Origin of the sequence: Arthrobacter sp. MYb229, assembly GCF_002975405.1 — a bacterium.
Lineage (GTDB): Bacteria > Actinomycetota > Actinomycetes > Actinomycetales > Micrococcaceae > Glutamicibacter.
In genome coordinates, this window is record NZ_PCPS01000002.1 from 472,331 (window position 1) to 491,317 (window position 18,987).

An 18,987-nucleotide genomic window follows, 5' to 3' on the forward strand; every position below is an offset into this window, starting at 1 on the left:
GAACGGATAGGCGCAGAAATTTAGGATCCAGAATTTAGCATAAATTCTGGATACCAGATTTTTATTAGCCCTTCGCAGTCATCCGCGGAGAGCTCTAAAAATTCGTCAGGGGTCTTATCAATTTTTTGCAACAGAGTATCGAAAGCTTCCGGGCCGTGTTCATATCTTCTACCCACTGTTTCGAGGCGGAGTTCTTTTTTAGTATCGACTTTGTGCAGGATAACTTGTCCCATACGTGATTCGTTTGCGTCGTGATGGATGAGATCACTATCTATCCGAACCGGAGGAAACACGTGGGTATCATTGATGAAGAAAATGATGTCTCCTCGAGAGAAGGCGCCTTCCTTTTCCACTATCTGCAATAAATCGAATCGAAAACCAGTCTTGCGTTGACGCAACGAACCTTCCTTCTCTTGTTGCAAAAGTTCTACGACCTCGTCAGGGGTTAGATCAGCATCAATCCACCGAACTATGTATATTTTGTTAAGTTCCCACGGGAATCCGAAAGCTTGTGGTTCGGGGGTATTTATGCCCGTAATGCGATGCGAAGGGTCACCAGCATCAAATAGTTTTTTGAGGTCAGATAACTTCGAGCTGGTGATTTTTCCTCCCGAAGCTTCAATCTCGTGCTCGACGAATTCTCTGACTTCTTTTCTAGTTTCACGATCAGTGGTGATTAGAACAGCTTCGGATGCTCGCGCAGAACTCGCGGACGCATTCGCAGATCCCACGACTGCGTGTCGGTCAGTAGAAATGACTTTGGCATGCAATATCGAAGACGTATGCACTTCGACGCCTGAATTAATAAATCGTTCAAGGGCGTAAGGATTTGTTGCCCCTGAGGCTACATTTTGGTCGCTAGCATTTACAAGGAGGACGTCGCCTAAACCAAGAGGAAGTCGTTCCGGAGCATCTTTACCGATAAATGCGATTGCGGCATATGTTCTTCCTGCGCCCTCAACTACGTTGGTGATATGCGGCCAAACGGCCTGAGAATGAAATCGAGTTACCATGATTGAAGTCTAATCGGATGGTCATGAGCAACAAGACATTTGATTCACTGACGAGCGGGGGACACCGACGTGCTCTGACTGCTGCTTTTGGATATATTTTGAAGAAGTAAACAATGTCGAGACCCAAACTGATGTGAGCGAAAATCCACAAATGCGCCTACTTATCGACAACGACACGGGTATCGATGATGCGCTCGCGTTGGCGTACCTCTGTGCTTGCGAACATGTACAGATAGAGGCAATCACCAGTACACCTGGGAACGTTGATGCTGAGCAGGTTACAGCTAATAACGATGCACTTCTTGGACTCTGTGATCAGCCTGACGTACCAGTACTAATCGGCGCGCGAGAACCTCTAGAGGTTCCGTTGGTCACCACGCCCGAAACTCACGGACCACAAGGTGTCGGGTATGCGACGCTATCGACTCCAGGCGTCGCCGCGCATAGTCACGACGCTGTGGATTATTGGATCGAAGCCGCACGAACTAACCCTGGCGAGCTAACAGTTTTGCTTACTGCACCTCTGACCAACTTTGCCCTGGCGCTACGCGAAGAACCTAAACTTCCCTGGTTGCTGCGCAAGGTAGTCATCATGGGAGGCGCCTTCTACTACCAAGGCAACACCACTCCTACCGCGGAGTGGAACACTCACGTTGATCCTCATGCGGCAAAGGAAGTTTTTGCTGCCTACACCGCGGCTGCGGAACAGGGGTTGCCTTCTGAGAAGCTTCCTATCGTGTGCTCATTGGACACCACTGAGCGCTTTGAAATGCAGCCGGAATTCTTGACTCACCTGGCGGCAGAAGCTGGGTGCGTCGAGCCCGAACTTGTATTGGACAGCGATCCCGAGGGAACCTTGAGCACCGCATCCAATCCGCTAGTGCGCTATCTTTCAGATGCTCTGCGGTTCTACTTCGAGTTCCACCGGCACTACGACCAGGGCTACATTGCCCATGTCCATGACTACTTCGCCGCAGGTGTCGCTGCTGGCACACTTGAATACCAAACTCGACTTGCCACAGTTGACGTGGAAACTGAATCCGAGCTTCTCTTCGGAACTACCGTGGCCGATTTCCGAGGACTATGGGGCAAGCCAGCAAATGCTCGCATAGTATCCAGCAACGATCCCGAATCAGGCTTCGCTGAGCTACTTACCCGCCTCGGTGCACTGGCCCGAAAACTCGACACGAATTCCTGAGCCGTAACCTAGGTGGGCTAGACTCATCTACCGGGCCGAGGTGACATTAGGCCCCGCACTCGCACGCACCCAGTAGTACCTGGGTGCACAGCCACACTCGTACCGAGGAATGCCTTTCTATGTCACCGAATCTGCTTTTGCCCGAAGAAACCAGCTCCCAAGTTCTGCGCCGCAGGATTTTGGCTACTGCTGGCACCCTGCTCTTGATCGGCACCTACCTGGTCCTAGTCATTACCCAACCCACGGGCATAGCCGAAGGACTGGGACAGGGCGTCGCACTGGTTACCTTTGCCGCATACCTTGCTGCCGCAGTCATGCTTTTGGTCGCGGTGCTTCCGGACTTGCCGGTATCCACTCTCACGCTGATCCCGGTAGCGCTGGCCCTGAACATCATCTTGGGGCAATTCGTTGGTTCCGTAATGGTCCCGCTCTACCTCGACTCGATTGGCACGGTGCTCGTAGGGTTCTTGGCGGGCCGTCGGGCCGGTGCAGCCACCGGTGTGCTCAGCACGCTGATCTGGTCCCTGTTCGCCCCCACGGTCTTGCCCTTCGCAGCTGGCGCCGCCTTGGTCGGCTTCCTCGCTGGAACCGCCGCTCGCTTCGGTGCGCTGCGCCGTCCGTATCTTGCCCCCGTGGCCGGTGTGGTTGCAGGTGTTCTTGTCGGCGTGGTTTCAGCTCCGGTGGCGGCCTTTGTCTTCGGCGGAACTTCGGGTGTAGGCACCGGCGCAGTGGTTGCGGCTTTCCGCTCCATGGGCGACTCGCTGCTTTCAGCCGTGACCAAGCAGGCCTTGATCTCAGACCCGGGGGACAAGGCCATCGTCTTCCTCATTGCGGCTTTGCTGATTTACGCCCTGCCCAAGCGTTTGAGCGGAAGCTTTGACTTCATCCGTCGTTACCGGGTGCTGGGCCAGCGGGGAACCAAGTAGGCCCACCCGCTATGCCCAAGTCCATCAACTTGCATCCATTTACCGTATTGGCTCTGACGGCGGCCGTCGTCACGATGACCACCGCCGCTGGCCTCTGGTGGTTGAGCTGCGCGGTCATCACTGTCTGCGTACTGGTTGCCGGTTGGACTGGGCATCTGCGACGGCTGGCGGTCCTGAGCGCTGCCATCCTGATCCCTACGTTCGCGTCCTTGCTATTAATCCATGGGCTCGTCTCCCAACAGGCGTCCGGGCTCATCGCTGTGGCCGGGCCGTTCCGGGTGACTGAAGGCGGACTGGAAGCAGCCACGGTTTTGGGCCTGCGCACTGCGGTGCTGGTGGTGGCAGGTCTGCTCTGTACCTTGCTGATCAGTAAGCATCAGCTGGTAGCGGCCATAGACCTGTCTCCGGCACCGCCGCAGGTGGGGTACTTGCTGGCAGCCACGCTGTTTCTCCTGCCCCATATGGCCGACAAGCAGCGCACCATCGGCCAAGCGCAGGCACTCCGCCAAGCGGGAACTGGACGTGGTCTTTCCGGTTGGTTCCAACGAGTGAGGTTGCGGGCGGTTCCGCTGGTGCTCGCCTCCCTTCAGGATGCCCACGATAGGTCGTCTCACCTGTCAGCCCGCGGATTTCCCGCTGCCGGATCCCACACCAGACTGCGTACCGTCGCAGATTCTGTCACCCAGCAACGTGTCCGGTGGATTTCCCTGCTCTGCGCCGTGGTGGGCCCGACAGCAATCTTGGCACCCTTCTGGGGGAGTGCATGATAGAGAATCAGAAGAACTCGCGCACGGGTAATACTGTGCTGCTCGACCTCAAAATTGAGCGCTTCCGCTATTCCGGTGCTGAGCTTGATTCCTTGCAGCACATTGAGGTGAATGTGGCTCCGGGCTCATTGACTGTCATCGTCGGGGAATCCGGTTCAGGCAAGTCCACTCTGGGCGAGGTGTTCGCAGGTATCTTGCCGCGGCAGGGCGCAGACCAATGCCTGGGAACAATAAATCTGGCCGGGCAACGGATCGAATATACCGGCCTGGAATGCCAGCGCATTAATGTGGCGGGGTGGGCTAAACACGTCGGTTTGCTTCCTCAGGAAGCTGGGCACTATCTTTCACGGATTCGTGAAAGGGTTGCCGAGGAACTCGTATTCTCGCTCGAAAACGAGGGCGTGCCACGAGATGAGATGTGCCAGCGCATCACTGCGCTTTCCACGCAACTGGGCCTGGACCATTTGCTTGAACGCGATCCTGCCAAGCTTTCTGGCGGTCAGGAACGACTAGTTGCTCTGGCCTCATTGGCAATCTCGGAACCATCCATCATGGTCTTGGATGAGCCACTGGCGGGCTTGGATGCAGAAGCTACGGCAGCCGTCACCGAAATGATTACCCGGCTGCGCGCAGGCGGTACCGCGATGGTGGTCTTGAGCAGGACTGCCAAGCCGTGGGCCGGCAAAGTTGATGCATTGAGGACATTAGCGAATGGGCAACTGAGCAAGGCTTCTTCAGACGATCTTGTACAGCACTCCGTATTTGAGCCAACCCAGCGGCGTGCCACTCCTATCGAAGCGAATGTTCTCTTGGAGTTCGGTGATGTCCAGCTGGTCCATCCGGGGGCCGAGCGCCCAGTCCTCGACGGGCTGGATCTGCAAGTGCGGGCCGGTGAATGCGTTGGACTGGCGGGTGCGAATGGATCGGGTAAAACCACGGTGCTCAAAGCCGCCGCAGGGCTGCTGCGGCCAACCGCCGGAAGTCTGGCGGTTTCAGCTACTACCGGCATGCTTTTGCAGAATTCCTCTGACCAGCTTTTCGAACGCACCGTATTGCGTGAGGTATCTTTCGGCCTTCCAAAGAAGGGCGCGCAACGATCGCGTGTTCCGGAAGTCCTCTCGCAACTCGGGTTGGAAGCTTTCGCCGAGACTCATCCCTACGAGTTGCCGGCTTCGGTGCGCAGGCTCGTGGCCCTAGCGACCGTTCTGGTCCGCGAACCGCGGACCCTCCTGCTGGATGAACCAACCGAGGCCTTGGATTCAGCGGGGCTGGCGCGCTTGCAAGAGGTCATCGACTCGGTGCTGATTCGCGGGGGAGCGGTGCTCCTCTCCACCCACGACAAGGAATTCATGAATAGGACTACCCACTGGGTCCATCTGATGTCAGAAAACCCCGAGCCAACGGCCCCCGATTCATAGTCTCGGCGACTTTCGCCGTACTCAGTTCACGTGAAAATTGTGCAACTGCTGAGTTGTGCCAACCGTCGAATCGTCATGCGAAACACTGACTTGATTCATGCTGAATTCACATGAATAGTTCACTGATCTATCTATCTATGGAACTGGTCGCGTATAAATAAGTTTGATGTTGTCATCGGTCTTTGGATGAGGCCGCAAGGAAGGGATCTATCTGATGTCTGATGCAGTTGGCGAAGAACTGGTGCTCCGAAACGACACGGACGGAGTCGCATGGCTGACAATCAACAGGCCGGAATCCCTGAACGCGATGAATCAACATGTCATTGCACGCATGCATAGCCTGCTCGACGAGATTGAACTGGATTCCGCGATAGAGGTCATCGTCTTCACCGGTGCCGGAGACAAGTCCTTTGTCGCCGGAGCTGATATCAACGAGCTTGCCGCGCGAACCCCCATCGACGCGTTGGGCGGCCGGATGCAGAATCTCTACGACAGGATTGCCAAGTTCCCGAAACCTACAGTTGCGGCGGTCAACGGATTCGCTTTTGGTGGTGGCCATGAATTGGCCCTGTGCTGCGACGTGCGCATCGGATCCACTCAAGCCCTGTTCGCCTTGCCCGAAACCGGATTGGGAATCATTCCTTCCGCAGGCGGAACGCAGCGGCTGGCTCGAATCGTCGGCATTGGACGTGCCACTGACATGATCCTCACCGGCCGGCGCCTCGATGCCTTCCAAGCACTGCAGGCCGGACTCATCACCGAGCTGGTCGAAGCGGATGAACTTGCGGCTTCGGCGCAGAAGCTCGCGCGCAAGATCGCTGCCAAGGGGCCCCTGGCCATCAAGCTGGCCAAGCTGGTGGTCAGCCGCGGATTCGACGTAGACCACGAGACGGGCATGCTGCTGGAGCAACTGGCCCAAGCGCTCGCTTACAGCTCGGAGGAAAAGCAGGAAGGCACCCGCGCCTTCCTGGAAAAGCGCCGCCCCGACTTCCGGGGTGTGCGCCAGTCCGATGCAGCCATTCATAACGCCTAGGAAACCGATTTTGGAAGGAGACTTTATGTCTCAGGAAAACCGTCCCGTCGACAGGATCACCGTTATCGGTGCCGGAACGATGGGTTCGCAGATCGCCATGGTGGCCGCCTTGTCAGGGGTCAGCGCTTCACTGGTGGACATCAAGCAAGAACAACTGGACCAAGCCAAGGAGCAACTCTGGTCCCGCGTGGACCGTGATGTCCAAAAAGGCCGCCGCGCTTCGGCGGACGTCGACGCGGCCAAGGAGCGTCTGAGCTTCACCACGGACCTGGAAGCAGCGGTGGCTGCGTCTGACTTCGTCATCGAAGCGGCAATTGAGGACTTGAAGATCAAGCGCGAGCTCTTCGCCAATTTGGATCGGATCGCCCCACCTCACGCCATCTTGGCCACGAATTCCTCGAATATTGTCTCCTCAAGCGTCGCTGATGCCACGTCCCGCCCAGACCGGGTGTGCAATATGCACTTTTTCAATCCCGCTCTGGTCATGGAATGCGTGGAAATCATCCCGCATGCCCAAACCTCAGAAGAGACCGTTGATATTGCTGCCCGACTGGCCGAATCCTTCGGCAAACGCGTCGTGAAGTTGAATAAAGAAGTTCCTGGATTCATCGCCAACCGTCTGCTCAATGCGATCCGCCGCGAAGCTCTGGAACTCTATGAGGATGGTGTTGCCAGTGCCGAGGATATCGACCTGGTCGCCAAGACCGCATTGCGCCACCCTATGGGGCCCTTCGAACTCATGGACCTCGTGGGCATAGACGTGGTCTACCTGATCCGGATGGCCGAATATGAGCAGACTGCAGACCCCGAGAGCCTGCCTGCACAGTCGGTCAAGAAGCTCTACGAAGAAGGATCTTTTGGCCGCAAAACCGGCAAGGGATGGTACAGCTACAGCAATTAGCTGCCCCGCGGGTCCGGGAAGACTTCCTTGGCGAGTTTGATGACGTTTTTCAATGCGGCATTGGTGTCTTCCCTGCGCCAGATGAGCCGCGCTTCAAGCTCGACATTTGCATCCTTGAGCGGAACGTAGACCACGCCGGGAATGGTGATGTTGGCGCGCACCGAATCCACCGTCAGGGCGCACCCCATCTCTGTGCTGACCAAGACGAGCTGGGTCAGGGTATCGGGTGCTATCTGGGTCACTCGGGGCGCGAAGCCGGCGGCCATGGACAAGGTATTCAGCCGGTTCTGCAGGGCTGCGCTGAATCCACCGGGCAGCGTGATCCATTGCTCTTGGGCCAAATCGGCCATATGCACGGCGCTGCGCCCGGACAATGGATGCGAGATGGGCAAGGCAATGAGCACCCGCTCGATCGCCATAACGTAGGAATCCACGTCGGGCGGGATGAAATCCCAGCGTCCGATGGCCAGATCCAGGGTCTTGTCCAGAATGCGCTCCAACCCGACATGCGAGAACTGCGAGCTGTGGAATTGCTGGCGCAGTCCGGGGTGGACCTTGCGCAACTCGCGGGCCAGAGCTCCAACGGTTGTATTCGTTGAAGCGCCGGCGAAGCCGATGCGTACTTCACCGGTTTCACCGGTCACCGCAGAACGGACCACCTGCTGTGCGCGCCGTGAAATGTTCATCAATTCGGTGGCAGGTTCAAGCAGGGCCTGGCCTGCCGGAGTCAGGGAAACATGTCTGGTGCTGCGCTCGAAGAGTTGTGCACCCACCGTGTGCTCAAGTTGCTTGATGAGCCGGCTGAGGGCGGGCTGCGCCATGCGAAGATTCGCGGCGGCCCGTCCAAAATGGAGCTCCTTGGCTACCGCCAGAAACGCTTCCGCGTGATGCACGTCCACTGTGGTGCTCCACTTCTTTTTTGATGTGAATTTATTATCAATTCAATCAATATTAGGTCTTGGACTATTAAGAATACTAATGGTTCGATGAATGTTGAGACCTATCGCGTAAACGAGGCACGCGATTCATTACGAGCATGTTGAACAGACCAGGAGCGCATATGAGGAATTCAACGGGTTCCGCAACCACCGGCCCGCTATCGGGAATCGTCATTGCAGACTTCTCCCGCGTACTAGCCGGACCATACTGCACGATGCTTCTGGCGGACATGGGAGCTACGGTCATCAAAGTGGAAGGGCCGGCAGGTGATGACACGCGCAATTGGGTTCCTCCGCACCGCGACGGCGTGAGCACCTACTACCTGTCCATCAACCGCAACAAGAGCTCCATCGTGCTGGACATGTCCAACGCCCAGGACCTGGAAACCGCCTACAGCATTATCGAACGGGCGGATGTGTTCGTGGAGAACTTCAAACCCGGAGGACTGGCCAAGTTCGGACTGGACCAGGAAGCCGTGGCTGAACGCTGGCCGCACCTGATCCACGCATCGATCACCGGATTCGGAACCGAGGGCGGGAGCTCCATGCCCGGATACGACCTGCTGGCCCAAGCGGTTTCGGGAATGATGACGCTCACCGGTGATGCCGACGGTCCACCGCAACGCGCGGGAGTGGCCGTCTTCGATGTGATGACGGGCTTGCACGCAACTGTCGCCATCCTCGGTGCCCTGCAAGAGCGCAATCTCACCGGGCGCGGGCAGCATGTCGGCGTCAACCTGCTGTCCTCAGCCGTTTCCGGACTGGTTAACCAGACCATGGGCTACGCCGGCGCCGGGAACATCCCGACACGCATGGGCAATGACCATCCGAGCTTGTTCCCCTACGGACCCTTGCATGCAGCTGACCGCGAGATCGTGATCTGCTGCGGCAATGACGTGCAATTCCAGCGATTGACCGAAGCTCTGGGCATCACCGAGGTCGGCATCGATCCGCGCTTCGCCACGATGGCGGACCGCAACGCCAACCGCGAAGAGCTGCGCGTGATCCTGGAGCAGGCCCTGGCCGCGCGCACCGCCGATGAGTGGTTCGAAGAGCTCCAGAAGAAGGGCATCGCCTGCTCGCCGATCCTGAACGTCGCCGAGGGCTTGCAATTCGCGCAGCGCCTCGGTCTGGACCCGATCGTGCAAGCAGGCAAGGGCACGGATACCGTGCCGACCATCAAGCACCCGGCCACGTTCAGCCGCAGCGAAATCCGCTATGACAAAGCTCCTCCCGCCTTGGATGGGGATAGGGAAGCCGTTCTGGAATGGATCAGCAGCAATCCCCAGCGCACCGCTGACGACAAGCTCGCGGTCTAGACGCAGCCCAAGAACCAAAGAATCGAAAGAACGAAATGACTTCTGTAATAGACCACCCGGATTACCTGCTGCTGGACCTGGACCTGACGGATGCGGATCGTGAATTGCGCGATCGCGTGCGTGCCTTCGGCGTGAACCAGATCGAGCCGATCATCAACGGCTACTGGGAACGCGCTGAGTTCCCGCGCGAAGTCGTCCCGGGGCTGGCCGGATTGGGGATCATCGGCACGTTCATCCAAGGCTATGGTTGCCCTGGGTTTTCCCGGCAGGCTGCGGGAATCGTGGCACGGGAAATGGGACGCATTGACGGTTCGGTCAATACCTTCCTCGGTGTGCACTCCAACTTGGGCATGGGATCCATTTACATGCTCGGCAATGAGGAGCAGCGCAACCGCTGGCTCCCGGCGATGGCCAGTCTTCAGAAGACCGGCGCCTTTGCGCTGACCGAGCCGACTCACGGTTCCGACTCGGTCTCCTTGGAGACCTCTGCACGCTTGGAAGGGGATACCTGGGTCATCAATGGCCATAAGCGCTGGATTGGCAATGGCCATGAAGCAGACGTCATTGTGCTCTATGCGCGGGACGTGGCAGATGGACAGGTCAAGGCCTTCATCGTGGAACGCGATGGGCAAGGACAGTACCCGCAGGGCTACAATCCAACTCCCATCGCAGGCAAGATCGGCAAGCGCGCCATCCTGCAAGCGGACATCACCATAGAGAACATGAGGATTCCCAGCGAAAACCGTTTGGCGAATTGCGAATCGTTTGCAGGGGTCAACCGGGTGCTCAAGGCCACCCGCGGCGGTGCCTCTTGGGAGGCAGTGGGGCACGGCATGGCGGCCTTCGAGATCGCTGCCCGGTATTCCCTGGAACGCGAGCAATTCGGCGGTCCCATCGGTGGATACCAGCTGGTCCAGGAAAAACTCGCCACGATGCTCTCTGACCTGACCAGCATGCAGCTGATGTGCACCCGCATGGCCGAACTTCAGGAACGCGACAAGCTGACAGCCTCCATGGCTTCGATGATCAAGATGACCACTTCCCGCAAGGCCTTGGCGATGTGCCGCGAGGCACGGGACATGCTGGCAGGAAATGGCCTGCTGCTGGAGAACCACGTGGCACGCCACCTGACTGATATGGAAGTTGTCTCCACCTACGAGGGCACCGATTCAATGCAGGCACTGATTGTCGGACGAGACATCACTGGCTTGTCTGCTTTCACCCGCAACAGCCGGGCCAAGGCCGCGTCGGCTGTCCGCTGATGCGCCGAAATCCAGACCAACTATTGAAGGGACCACAACGTGGCCAATATTTCAGCAGTCAATCCATCCACCGGTGAAGTATTCGCCGAGTTCGCGCAGCTCACCGACGAACTGCTCGAGCAATCCTTGACGCGAGCGAATGCCGCGCAACGACTTTGGAAAAAGGAACCGGTCCAGGCACGTTCTGAACTGCTTCGCAGCATCGCACGGGAATACCGCGAACGTGCTGACGCGCTGGCGAAGGACGTAGCACTGGAAATGGGCAAGCCGATCAAGGCCGCCCTCGGGGAGCTCGCGTTGGTTGCCTCGATCTACGAGTACTATGCCGAGCAGGGGCCGGCCATGCTGGAGCCCAAGGACATTCCCGCTTACGCTTCCGGAAGGGCCAAGGTCCGCAAGGATCCCATTGGGGTGCTGCTGGGCATCATGCCTTGGAACTTCCCGCACTACCAGGTGGCCCGATTCGTTGCGCCGAACTTGCTGCTGGGCAACACCATCCTGCTCAAGCACGCCTCGATCTGCGCGCAATCGGCGCAGAATATCGACGAGCTAATGAGCGCCGCCGGAGTGCCTGAAGGCGTGTATTCGAATATCTTCGCAAGCCATGCCCAGATTGAGCACTTGGTCGCGGATCCGCGGATCAAGGGCGTCTCGCTGACCGGCTCCGACGGAGCCGGCGAGCGAATCGGTGCATTGGCAGGCAAGCACATCAAGCCGGCAGTGCTGGAACTCGGCGGATCAGATCCATTTATCGTGTTCGCCGATGCGGATATCAAGAAAGCCGCAGCGGCGGCAGTCATCGGGCGCTGCAATAACTCGGGGCAGCAGTGCACCGGCGCCAAGCGTTTCATCATCGAGGACAGCGTCTATGAAGAGTTCATCGAACTCTTTGTCCAGGGCATGGAATCCGTCGTGGTCGGCGATCCGCTCGATGAGGCGACGACCATGGGTCCGCTGTCCTCGGAAGCTGCACTGGTGGAACTCGACGGCCAGGTCAAGCAGGCGGTCGCCGATGGCGCCCGGATACTGACAGGCGGAAGCCGTCTTGACCGCCCGGGGGCCTACTATCCGCCGACCGTGCTGGATGGCGTCACCGTCGAAAACCGGGTGTACTACCAAGAGCTCTTCGGCCCGGTGGCAATGGTTTTCCGGGTGGGTTCCATAAAGGAAGCCGTGGATCTTGCCAACGACTCGCAGTACGGGCTCTCCAGTGCGATCTTCACGGCCGACGAGGACCGGGCCGAACGCATCGCCGAGGATTTGGACACCGGGATGGTCTACATCAATGCAGTGTCCAAGAGCGCCCCGGAACTGCCCTTCGGCGGCGTCAAGCGCTCTGGCATCGGGCGTGAACTGGGCACCTACGGCATCGATGAGTTCGCGAACTTGAAACTGATCCGCCGCAGCTGACAGATCCGCGGAACCCGGCGGCCGACTCACGAAACCTTGTGAGCCGGCCGCCGGGTTTTTTGTTGTCCAAGAGAATATGAGCGATCAGGGACTCGGCGGCACCGGGCCCAGTGGTATGCAGGGGTCCAGATCCTGCAAGACGAGGGCTATTGCAATCGCTGCGATGCACGACGAGTGGCCAACCCCCAACACGGCCCAGATGGTGCTTGTGCTTTAGGGAATTTCCGAGCCTAGACAGGTTTAGGCTGGACGATGTTCGAGCAGCACCTCTTCGAAGAAGCGATCCACCACTGGTTCCAGGTATTCATGGTCCATGACTTCGCCGTTGCCCTCGTACCAATCAGCGAAGTCGAGAATTTCGCCCTCGTCCTTGTACCCGAGCTCATTTGCAATGTCGGTCCATTTTGCCGAGGTGGTGCGCACGCTGTCCACCAGTTTTGGACCGTCGAGCTGCGAGGATTCCTGCACCCCTTCAAGGATCTTTTCATTGCCGGCCGCAAGGGCCGCGCTGATTTCTGGAGCCAGGAAGTGCATTCCCGATCCGGCTTTACTTGCCACCTCGATGCCTTCTGCTTGGGCGGCATAAGATTGTCCAAGCTCTCCGACGTTGTAGACGCTCATCTGGTCGAAGATCAGCTGCTGTGCTGCCAATGGCAGTTTTGACCAGCTGGAACCGGCGACGATGCTGCCGGAGCCGATGCCAAAGGTGCTGTCCGTTGGCAGGTATACGTTGCTGGCCTGTTCGATCCAGCCGTTGCTCACCATCGTGGTCATCGATCCGTAGGTGCATTGGATGACATTTCTCTGGAGTCCTTCATAGGTCTCGGCTAGCTGCAAGGAAACAGTGGAAGCTCCCATGGCTTCGGACTGTATGACCTGTGCGGCCGCATTGACCCGAATCTGGGTTCCAGAAAAGTCGCTCAAGGCGTTTTTCTCGTCGGTGCAGGCCATGGCCGTGGAGCCGAAGGTATTGAGCGGATTCAGGACCGTCATGCCTTGTTCTTCGAACTCTGCCATGATTTCGGGAGTATCGAACGCAACCTCTTGTGCTGCGAAATGCGTGACGATCTCTCCTTGCAGTGGGCTGGAAGGTGCCGCTACTAAGGCATCTTGCAGAGCCATGAAAGCCGGCATTTCATCCTTGTGGTAGGAAGTAAGCCAATGCGCAAGGTCCAACCGCCCATCAGCCAACGCATCGGAGATGCCATCGGGTGCCACGACCGCGTTGGCGTAGATGACCTCGACCTTGATCTTTCCGCCGGACCAATCTCCAATGGCATCGGCGAAAGCTTGGTCGCGTTGCCCGGAAATCGAGTTCGCAGATGGTGAAGACACCTGGAACTTGAGTGTTACTTCGTCCATGTCGGCTAGGGCCGCTTGGAAGTCCGCTTTGCTGGAACCATAGTCAACCCCAGTTCCGGTACCGGAGGAGCCGGAATCGGCTGAGCTGTTGCCGCCCATGGTGCAGCCGGTGAGCGCCAAAGATGCGATTGCTGCGGCTGATGCGAAAGCCATCAGGTTCTTGCGTTTCATAAGGTGGTCCTTTGGAAGTTGTATCGGAGAAATTTTCCAGTGCTTCGAGTAGTGATTTTTGCTATCTCCCCATTTCCTCAGCGAGTGTGGAGGCCCCCACGAGAGTTGTATGAATGCCGATATTGCTGGCAAGCGTCATCACGTCTACGATCTGGTCTGGGGTGGCGCCGTATTCAATGGCCTTCTTGACATGGGTGCGGATGCCGGGGACAAAAAGGTGAGTGGTGGCAACGTCTATTGCGATATAGATCAGTTCCTTCATGAACTCATCCAGGGGTCCTTGCTCCCAGGGGATGCTTGAGAGCTCCAGATATGCCTCAAAGTATTCTGGCGAGTAGGCCAAGACGGTGTCCCAGCTTTCGGACCAGTACTTTCGGTTGCGGATGAATTTGGCCTTCAGTTCTCGGCGGTGCTCATCAGCCGGAACTTCACTCACTTCTACGGCTACGCCAAGCTCTTCGAAAACCCCGTGGGCAATGGGCATGCCGACAAGCATCGAATGAGTTCCCAATGAGGCAGCTAGCTGGATTGTTTCTGCGATTTCTGCCGTAGAGGCGCCGGCATGGGTTGCTTGGCGGATATGGTGCTCAGTTGCCGTGGAGTTCAGGTAGGTGACTTGTGCATTGACCGATATGCAGATCAACTCACGTTGGATTGGCGTCAGCGACCCCCGAGAGCCAGCTACCTGGAGCAGCCGGTCGTAGGATTCGAAATAATTTGGGTCGAGTTTCAGCAGATTCTCTAAATCTGCATTCCAGAAACCGTGGGCAGCTTCGAAATTTGCGCGTGGGCATTGAATGGTTTGCGAGTCGGCCATTGTGTTCATTTCCTGGGTCAGTTCGGTGGGCGCATATTTGATTGGGCATGCGCATAGAGCCGGAGGATCTCGGCGCGGATAAGGCGCAGAGGGAAGTGCCTGGAAGGACAGTTCGTTCGGAAATGGAATGGACGTTGGATCGACTCGCGTCACGAATTCCGTGCGATCATGATTTTTTTGCAAAAGGCACTATTGCGGTTCGCTATATTCAATGCCATAGTGAACGCCAGTGCATGTGACTGCCATTTAAAGCTAACCATAAATAGCTGTGAATTGCATCACTTTATCAGAAAATTACGCGATGGTTTTTGCGTTTGACCTGAGGTTGAAGAGGCTGATGATCGGGAGCTGCGGTGAATCTTGGCCTAAATAAATGTTTTCCAATGCAATTAGACCTCGCATTCTCCTAAATATCATTTCTGGAGAATGCAAGGTCTAATTGTTGAATTTATTTCTAATCTACAGCATGGCGAATTTTAGGATGCCGATGAAATCGAGGGCAGCCAGGTCGTTAGTTCAGGCCAGAAAATCATGATGATGATAAAGCCGAGGGCAAATGGCAGGAACCAGAGGATCGAGGTGAATACATCGGTGAGAGAGACCTTGACTCCCTGGTTGACTTCTCGGCGCTTAAGGAGGTTGTAGCAAATGTAGGCCAAGACTCCCACCGGGGGCGTGATCATGCCGACCTCGCCCAGAATGATGATGAAGACGCCGAACCACATCAGGCCGATATCGTAGGATTCCAAAACCGGCAACAGCAGGGGGATGGTCAGCAGCATCATTGACATGGTGTCGAAGAACATGCCCATGAAGATGTAGAGCACGACCAAGGCCATTAGGAACCAGAAGCGTGACAGCCCCAGTTCCGCGATGAAGTCGGTGATGTCTCCGGCGATGCCGGTCACGGCCAGCACCCGGGTAAGCATTTCGGCGCCGATCAGCAGCAGGAAGATCGATGCCGTCGCTTTGGCGGCACCGGTCAGCGATGCGGAAATCTGGCGCAGGGGCTTATTCTTGCGGGTGTAGAACAGGGTGATCAGCAGCGAGGCGAAGGCCGCGGCCGCACCGGCTTCGGTGGGAGTGAAGTAGCCGGTGAACAAGCCGCCGAAAAGCACGAGCATGATCAGTGGCAGTCCCCAAAGCCCGCCCAGTGACTTCAATCGGTCGCTCCACGTGACACTGAACGCAGCTGCTGCTTTCTGCTGATTTCCGCGCCCGAACATCTGCGGGAAGATCAGGGCCATGGTGAAGTAGATGAGTGCGAACATGACGGCTAGGCCGATACCGGGAACCACTCCGGCCAGGAGCTGCGGACCGACTGGTACGGATACGATTCCGGCATATACCACCATCATGATGCTCGGTGGGATGAGCTGCCCGCTCAATCCGCCGGTGAGCACGGCTCCGACTGCCACACGGCGGTCATAGCCGACCTTGAGCATTTCCGGGATGCCGGCGCGGCCCAGGGCGTAGGTCATGCCAATTGACGAGCCGCTCACCGAAGCCAAGCCTGCGCCCGCAGCCGTAGTTCCGATGGCAAGTCCTCCTGGAAGCCATCCGAACCATTGGTGGGTTGCCTGGTAAAGGCGCTGGGTCAATCCTGCTTGGGTTAGCAGCAATCCCATCCAGATGAACATCGGAAGGACGGACATCGACCAGCCGCTGGAAGCGGTATAGGGGGCGGTCGACAGAACACTGATTGCGGCATCTGCACCGCTTACGTAAATCAGGCCCAGGACGCTGGCAATGGATAACGCGAAGCCGACTGCGATGCCGGCCAGCATCAGCGCTACCATGAGGGCGATGGTCCACAGCCCCGCTGCCGAGGCGGAGCTGCTGGTGAACAGCCCGATGGCGCACGCAATGTTGACCGCTACGAGAATCCAGAATCGAAGAGGTGTCCCCTTCAATTTGGTTCCGGCTGGTGTTCCTTGCGGGCTCGATTCGGTTTTGGAGGGGGCAATCAAGGGTGTCTCAATCATTGTGGGTACCTACCTAGAATCAAGCTGCTACGTCAGCGGTCGGTTTGCCGGTGCCGGTGTTGAGGTCATGCTCTGGCCTCTTGAACCCGAGCCAAGCATCGATTGCCAGAACGAAAGCTGTAAGCGTGAAGCCCAGCGGGACAAAATAGTACGCTGGCCATATTGGGATCGAGGTGATGCCGCCGGTCGCCTGGACTGCGGTCTTTGCCAGGGCCTCCGCTAAGCCATACCAGGCCAGAAGGGCGGACATCACTGCGCCGGCCAGGCAGCCGAAAAGCCGAATCCAGGCCAAGCTGCGGTTGCTCAAGTTCTCGACGATCAGTGCTACGTTGATATGTTCCTTCCACACTTGTGCGCCGGGGATGGCCAGCAGCACCAGGGCGGGGAGGAGCCAGTTGGCCGCAACCTCGTTCGCCCCGTAGATCGGTGTTTGGAACCAGGTGCGGCCAAGCGCGTTGGCCAGGCTCAGGAGCATCATGGTCAGCAGGGCGAGACCGGCAAGGCCTGAGATGATCCGTTCGAGGATTTTGGTGAGTTTAAGCATGGGATGCTCCACTTCTTGTTGTCTCTACGGTGAGAGCAGTCAGCAGCGTGTGGTGGTGGGTCATGGAATCAGCGGACAAAAGGCGTCGTGGACGCGAAGCCGCCGCGAATGCCGCCATCCAGGCGAATCACTTCCGCGTTGAGGTACTTGTTCTGGTAGATCTGCATGGCCAATTGCGCAAATTCGTGCGGGAACCCCACGCGCGGAGGGAACGGAACGTGTCGTTCCAACTTCGGGGTATCCGCCAGAATCGGCGTGTCGAAAAGTCCAGGAGCAATTGTCGCCACTCGAATGGAGAGCTCGGACAGCTCGCGGGCCAGCGGAAGTGTCATCCCTGCGATCCCTGCTTTTGATGCCGAATAAGCCGATTGCCCTGCTTTGCCATCGAGCGCGGCACCCGACGAGGTGAGTACGATCGCACCGTTCTCGTGCGGGTCTGCGTTCCGGGACATCAGTCCCGCTCCGTGGCGAACGACCGAAAATGTACCCAGCAAGTTGGTGCGGAGCACATTCTCGATCGTTTCAAAATTATCCAAAGGAGTCCTGGATCCAGTGTCAACTAGGTATCCCGGGTTCCGCGGTCCGAAAGCGGTGATGCCTGCGCAGTGAACGATGCAACGGAGCTCGACCCCGTCCGCTGCCACCGTGTCGAAGGCGCTGCGGACTTCGGCGTCATCGCCGACATTGACCTTGTGGTAGGTGATGCCCGTAGCCGGATTTTCGGCGTTGGGCTTGATGTCAAAGACATGTACCGCCCATCCGTTTTCGGCGAAGAGCTTGGCTGAGGCGGCACCTAGGCCACTTAGCCCACCGGTGACTACCACCGCGCGTTGAGCAGGCATAGCAATCCTTCAGGACTAGTGCATGCCCATGCTTCGCGTGGTGTGAATATAGACATGTATGTTCGACATTGTGATTTGAACCACGATACATGCGACCGGGATCCGTGTCACCCCTTTTGGAAATGTGACGCAAATCAATTTCCCCGGTGGTCCTAGTTGAAGGGCCGCAGGTTATTTCCAGCGGTTTCCCCGCCGTCAATGGAAATGCTGGCACCGCTGACAAAGCGCGACTCATCGCTGAGCAGGTAGATAACCAGCGGGCTCACCTCGTTGGTCTCGGCTGCGCGGCCAACTGGAATTTGCCCGAAGCCTCGTTTGAGGCCAGCTGTCATGGGCGTATTCACCGACCCCGGGTGAATCGAGTTCACCCGGATGCCCATGTCGCCTAGATCCAGCGCGGAAGTTTTCGTCAGCCCCTGCACGCCCCATTTGGAAGCGGAATACGATGCCCGATTCTTGAAGCCGGTCAGTCCGGCAATCGAGGAAACGTTCACAATCGAACTCGTGGCATGCTCCTTCAGTGCGGGCACGGCGGCTTTCATCCCGTAGAAGTTGCCCGTGAGGTTGATGTCGATGGTCCGCTTCCAATCTTCGAGGGTCGCCTCCTCCACCGAGCCCCTGGAGCCAATTCCGGCATTATTGACCAGTCCGTGCAATGCGCCGAAGTGGACTCTGGCACCTTCGACGGCTCGCAGCCAGTCGTCGAAGACGGTGACATCCAGTTCGGCATAGCGAGCGACCGTTTCGCCGTGGGCGTCGTTCAGCTCCTCGGCCAAGGCGCGGCCGGCTTCATGGGCGATGTCTCCGATCACGACGCGGCCTCCTTCGTGGCAGATGGACCGGGCGTGCTCGGCGCCCATTCCGCTGGCTGCCCCGGAGATCAGGATGACTTTTCCGGCGAGTCGCCCCGGGGTTGATTGCCTGTGTTGCTTTGCCATGATGGCTCCTAATTTGGTGGTAGTTGATATTTGCGGGACCGGCGTGGCGGCCTGCCGTCTTCGATGGTTCGATGTTGCCGTTCGAGCTATGAGTCTGGTTCGAGTCCGCTGGAACTCCGAAGATGTTACGCGTTCGTTCCCGG

17 protein-coding genes are annotated in these 18,987 nt (G+C 57.7%); 9 read left to right on the forward strand and 8 right to left on the reverse strand.

Going from position 1 to position 18,987, the window contains the following annotated elements:
* Nucleotides 1-20 precede the first annotated feature (20 nt).
* Nucleotides 21-1,013: a phospholipase D-like domain-containing protein gene (locus tag CQ019_RS18265; RefSeq protein ID WP_146113347.1), complete on the reverse strand. Its 993-nt coding sequence runs from the start codon at nt 1,011-1,013 to the stop codon at nt 21-23.
* 151 nt (nt 1,014-1,164) lie between these two features.
* On the opposite strand from CQ019_RS18265, the gene CQ019_RS08615 reads away from it, so the two are divergent.
* The 6 genes from CQ019_RS08615 (at nt 1,165) to CQ019_RS08640 (ending at nt 7,256) form a co-directional block, all read left to right on the forward strand.
* Complete coding sequence (locus CQ019_RS08615) at nt 1,165-2,211, forward strand: nucleoside hydrolase (RefSeq protein WP_105569453.1); 1,047 nt, start codon at nt 1,165-1,167, stop codon at nt 2,209-2,211.
* A gap of 119 nt (nt 2,212-2,330) precedes the next feature.
* On the forward strand, nt 2,331-3,137 hold the full coding sequence (locus CQ019_RS08620) for a glycosyl transferase family 9 (RefSeq protein WP_105569454.1): 807 nt from the start codon (nt 2,331-2,333) through the stop codon (nt 3,135-3,137).
* Between the two features lie 11 nt (nt 3,138-3,148).
* Complete coding sequence (locus CQ019_RS08625) at nt 3,149-3,904, forward strand: energy-coupling factor transporter transmembrane protein EcfT (RefSeq protein ID WP_105569455.1); 756 nt, start codon at nt 3,149-3,151, stop codon at nt 3,902-3,904.
* Nucleotides 3,901-5,322 (forward strand): ATP-binding cassette domain-containing protein, encoded by a 1,422-nt coding sequence (locus tag CQ019_RS08630; RefSeq protein ID WP_105569456.1) that lies wholly within the window; start codon nt 3,901-3,903, stop codon nt 5,320-5,322. Before CQ019_RS08625 ends, CQ019_RS08630 begins: the two co-directional genes overlap by 4 nt.
* Before the next feature lie 214 nt (nt 5,323-5,536).
* Entirely contained in the window at nt 5,537-6,355 is an 819-nt protein-coding gene (locus CQ019_RS08635) for an enoyl-CoA hydratase/isomerase family protein (protein WP_105569457.1), read from the forward strand.
* Nucleotides 6,356-6,380: 25 nt separating this feature from the next.
* Complete coding sequence (locus CQ019_RS08640) at nt 6,381-7,256, forward strand: 3-hydroxyacyl-CoA dehydrogenase family protein (protein ID WP_105569458.1); 876 nt, start codon at nt 6,381-6,383, stop codon at nt 7,254-7,256.
* Here the strand turns inward: CQ019_RS08640 and CQ019_RS08645 are convergent.
* Nucleotides 7,253-8,155 (reverse strand): LysR family transcriptional regulator, encoded by a 903-nt coding sequence (locus tag CQ019_RS08645; RefSeq protein WP_105569459.1) that lies wholly within the window; start codon nt 8,153-8,155, stop codon nt 7,253-7,255. The genes CQ019_RS08640 and CQ019_RS08645 overlap by 4 nt on opposite strands.
* Nucleotides 8,156-8,316: 161 nt before the next feature.
* On the opposite strand from CQ019_RS08645, the gene CQ019_RS08650 reads away from it, so the two are divergent.
* From CQ019_RS08650 to CQ019_RS08660, 3 genes are read left to right on the forward strand one after another with little or no spacing between them, the layout of a single operon-like run.
* Entirely contained in the window at nt 8,317-9,513 is a 1,197-nt protein-coding gene (locus CQ019_RS08650) for a CaiB/BaiF CoA-transferase family protein (protein WP_105569460.1), read from the forward strand.
* Nucleotides 9,514-9,548: 35 nt separating this feature from the next.
* Nucleotides 9,549-10,775, forward strand: coding sequence for an acyl-CoA dehydrogenase family protein (locus CQ019_RS08655; protein ID WP_105552628.1), 1,227 nt, complete (start codon nt 9,549-9,551; stop codon nt 10,773-10,775).
* 39 nt (nt 10,776-10,814) lie between these two features.
* Nucleotides 10,815-12,185 (forward strand): NAD-dependent succinate-semialdehyde dehydrogenase, encoded by a 1,371-nt coding sequence (locus CQ019_RS08660; RefSeq protein ID WP_105552629.1) that lies wholly within the window; start codon nt 10,815-10,817, stop codon nt 12,183-12,185.
* A 240-nt stretch (nt 12,186-12,425) separates the two neighbouring features.
* Here CQ019_RS08660 and CQ019_RS08665 read toward each other — a convergent pair whose 3' ends face one another.
* From CQ019_RS08665 to CQ019_RS08690, 6 genes are all read right to left on the reverse strand, one after another.
* Complete coding sequence (locus CQ019_RS08665) at nt 12,426-13,718, reverse strand: hypothetical protein (RefSeq protein WP_105552630.1); 1,293 nt, start codon at nt 13,716-13,718, stop codon at nt 12,426-12,428.
* 61 nt (nt 13,719-13,779) lie between these two features.
* Nucleotides 13,780-14,535, reverse strand: coding sequence for a carboxymuconolactone decarboxylase family protein (locus tag CQ019_RS08670; protein ID WP_181148344.1), 756 nt, complete (start codon nt 14,533-14,535; stop codon nt 13,780-13,782).
* Between the two features lie 476 nt (nt 14,536-15,011).
* Complete coding sequence (locus CQ019_RS08675) at nt 15,012-16,520, reverse strand: TRAP transporter large permease (protein WP_105552632.1); 1,509 nt, start codon at nt 16,518-16,520, stop codon at nt 15,012-15,014.
* A gap of 19 nt (nt 16,521-16,539) precedes the next feature.
* Entirely contained in the window at nt 16,540-17,064 is a 525-nt protein-coding gene (locus tag CQ019_RS08680) for a TRAP transporter small permease (RefSeq protein WP_105552633.1), read from the reverse strand.
* A gap of 68 nt (nt 17,065-17,132) precedes the next feature.
* Complete coding sequence (locus CQ019_RS08685) at nt 17,133-17,906, reverse strand: SDR family NAD(P)-dependent oxidoreductase (protein WP_105552634.1); 774 nt, start codon at nt 17,904-17,906, stop codon at nt 17,133-17,135.
* A gap of 152 nt (nt 17,907-18,058) precedes the next feature.
* The gene (locus tag CQ019_RS08690; protein WP_105569461.1) at nt 18,059-18,844 is read right to left on the reverse strand and encodes an SDR family oxidoreductase; all 786 of its coding nucleotides are present in this window, start codon (nt 18,842-18,844) and stop codon (nt 18,059-18,061) included.
* Nucleotides 18,845-18,987 lie beyond the last annotated feature (143 nt).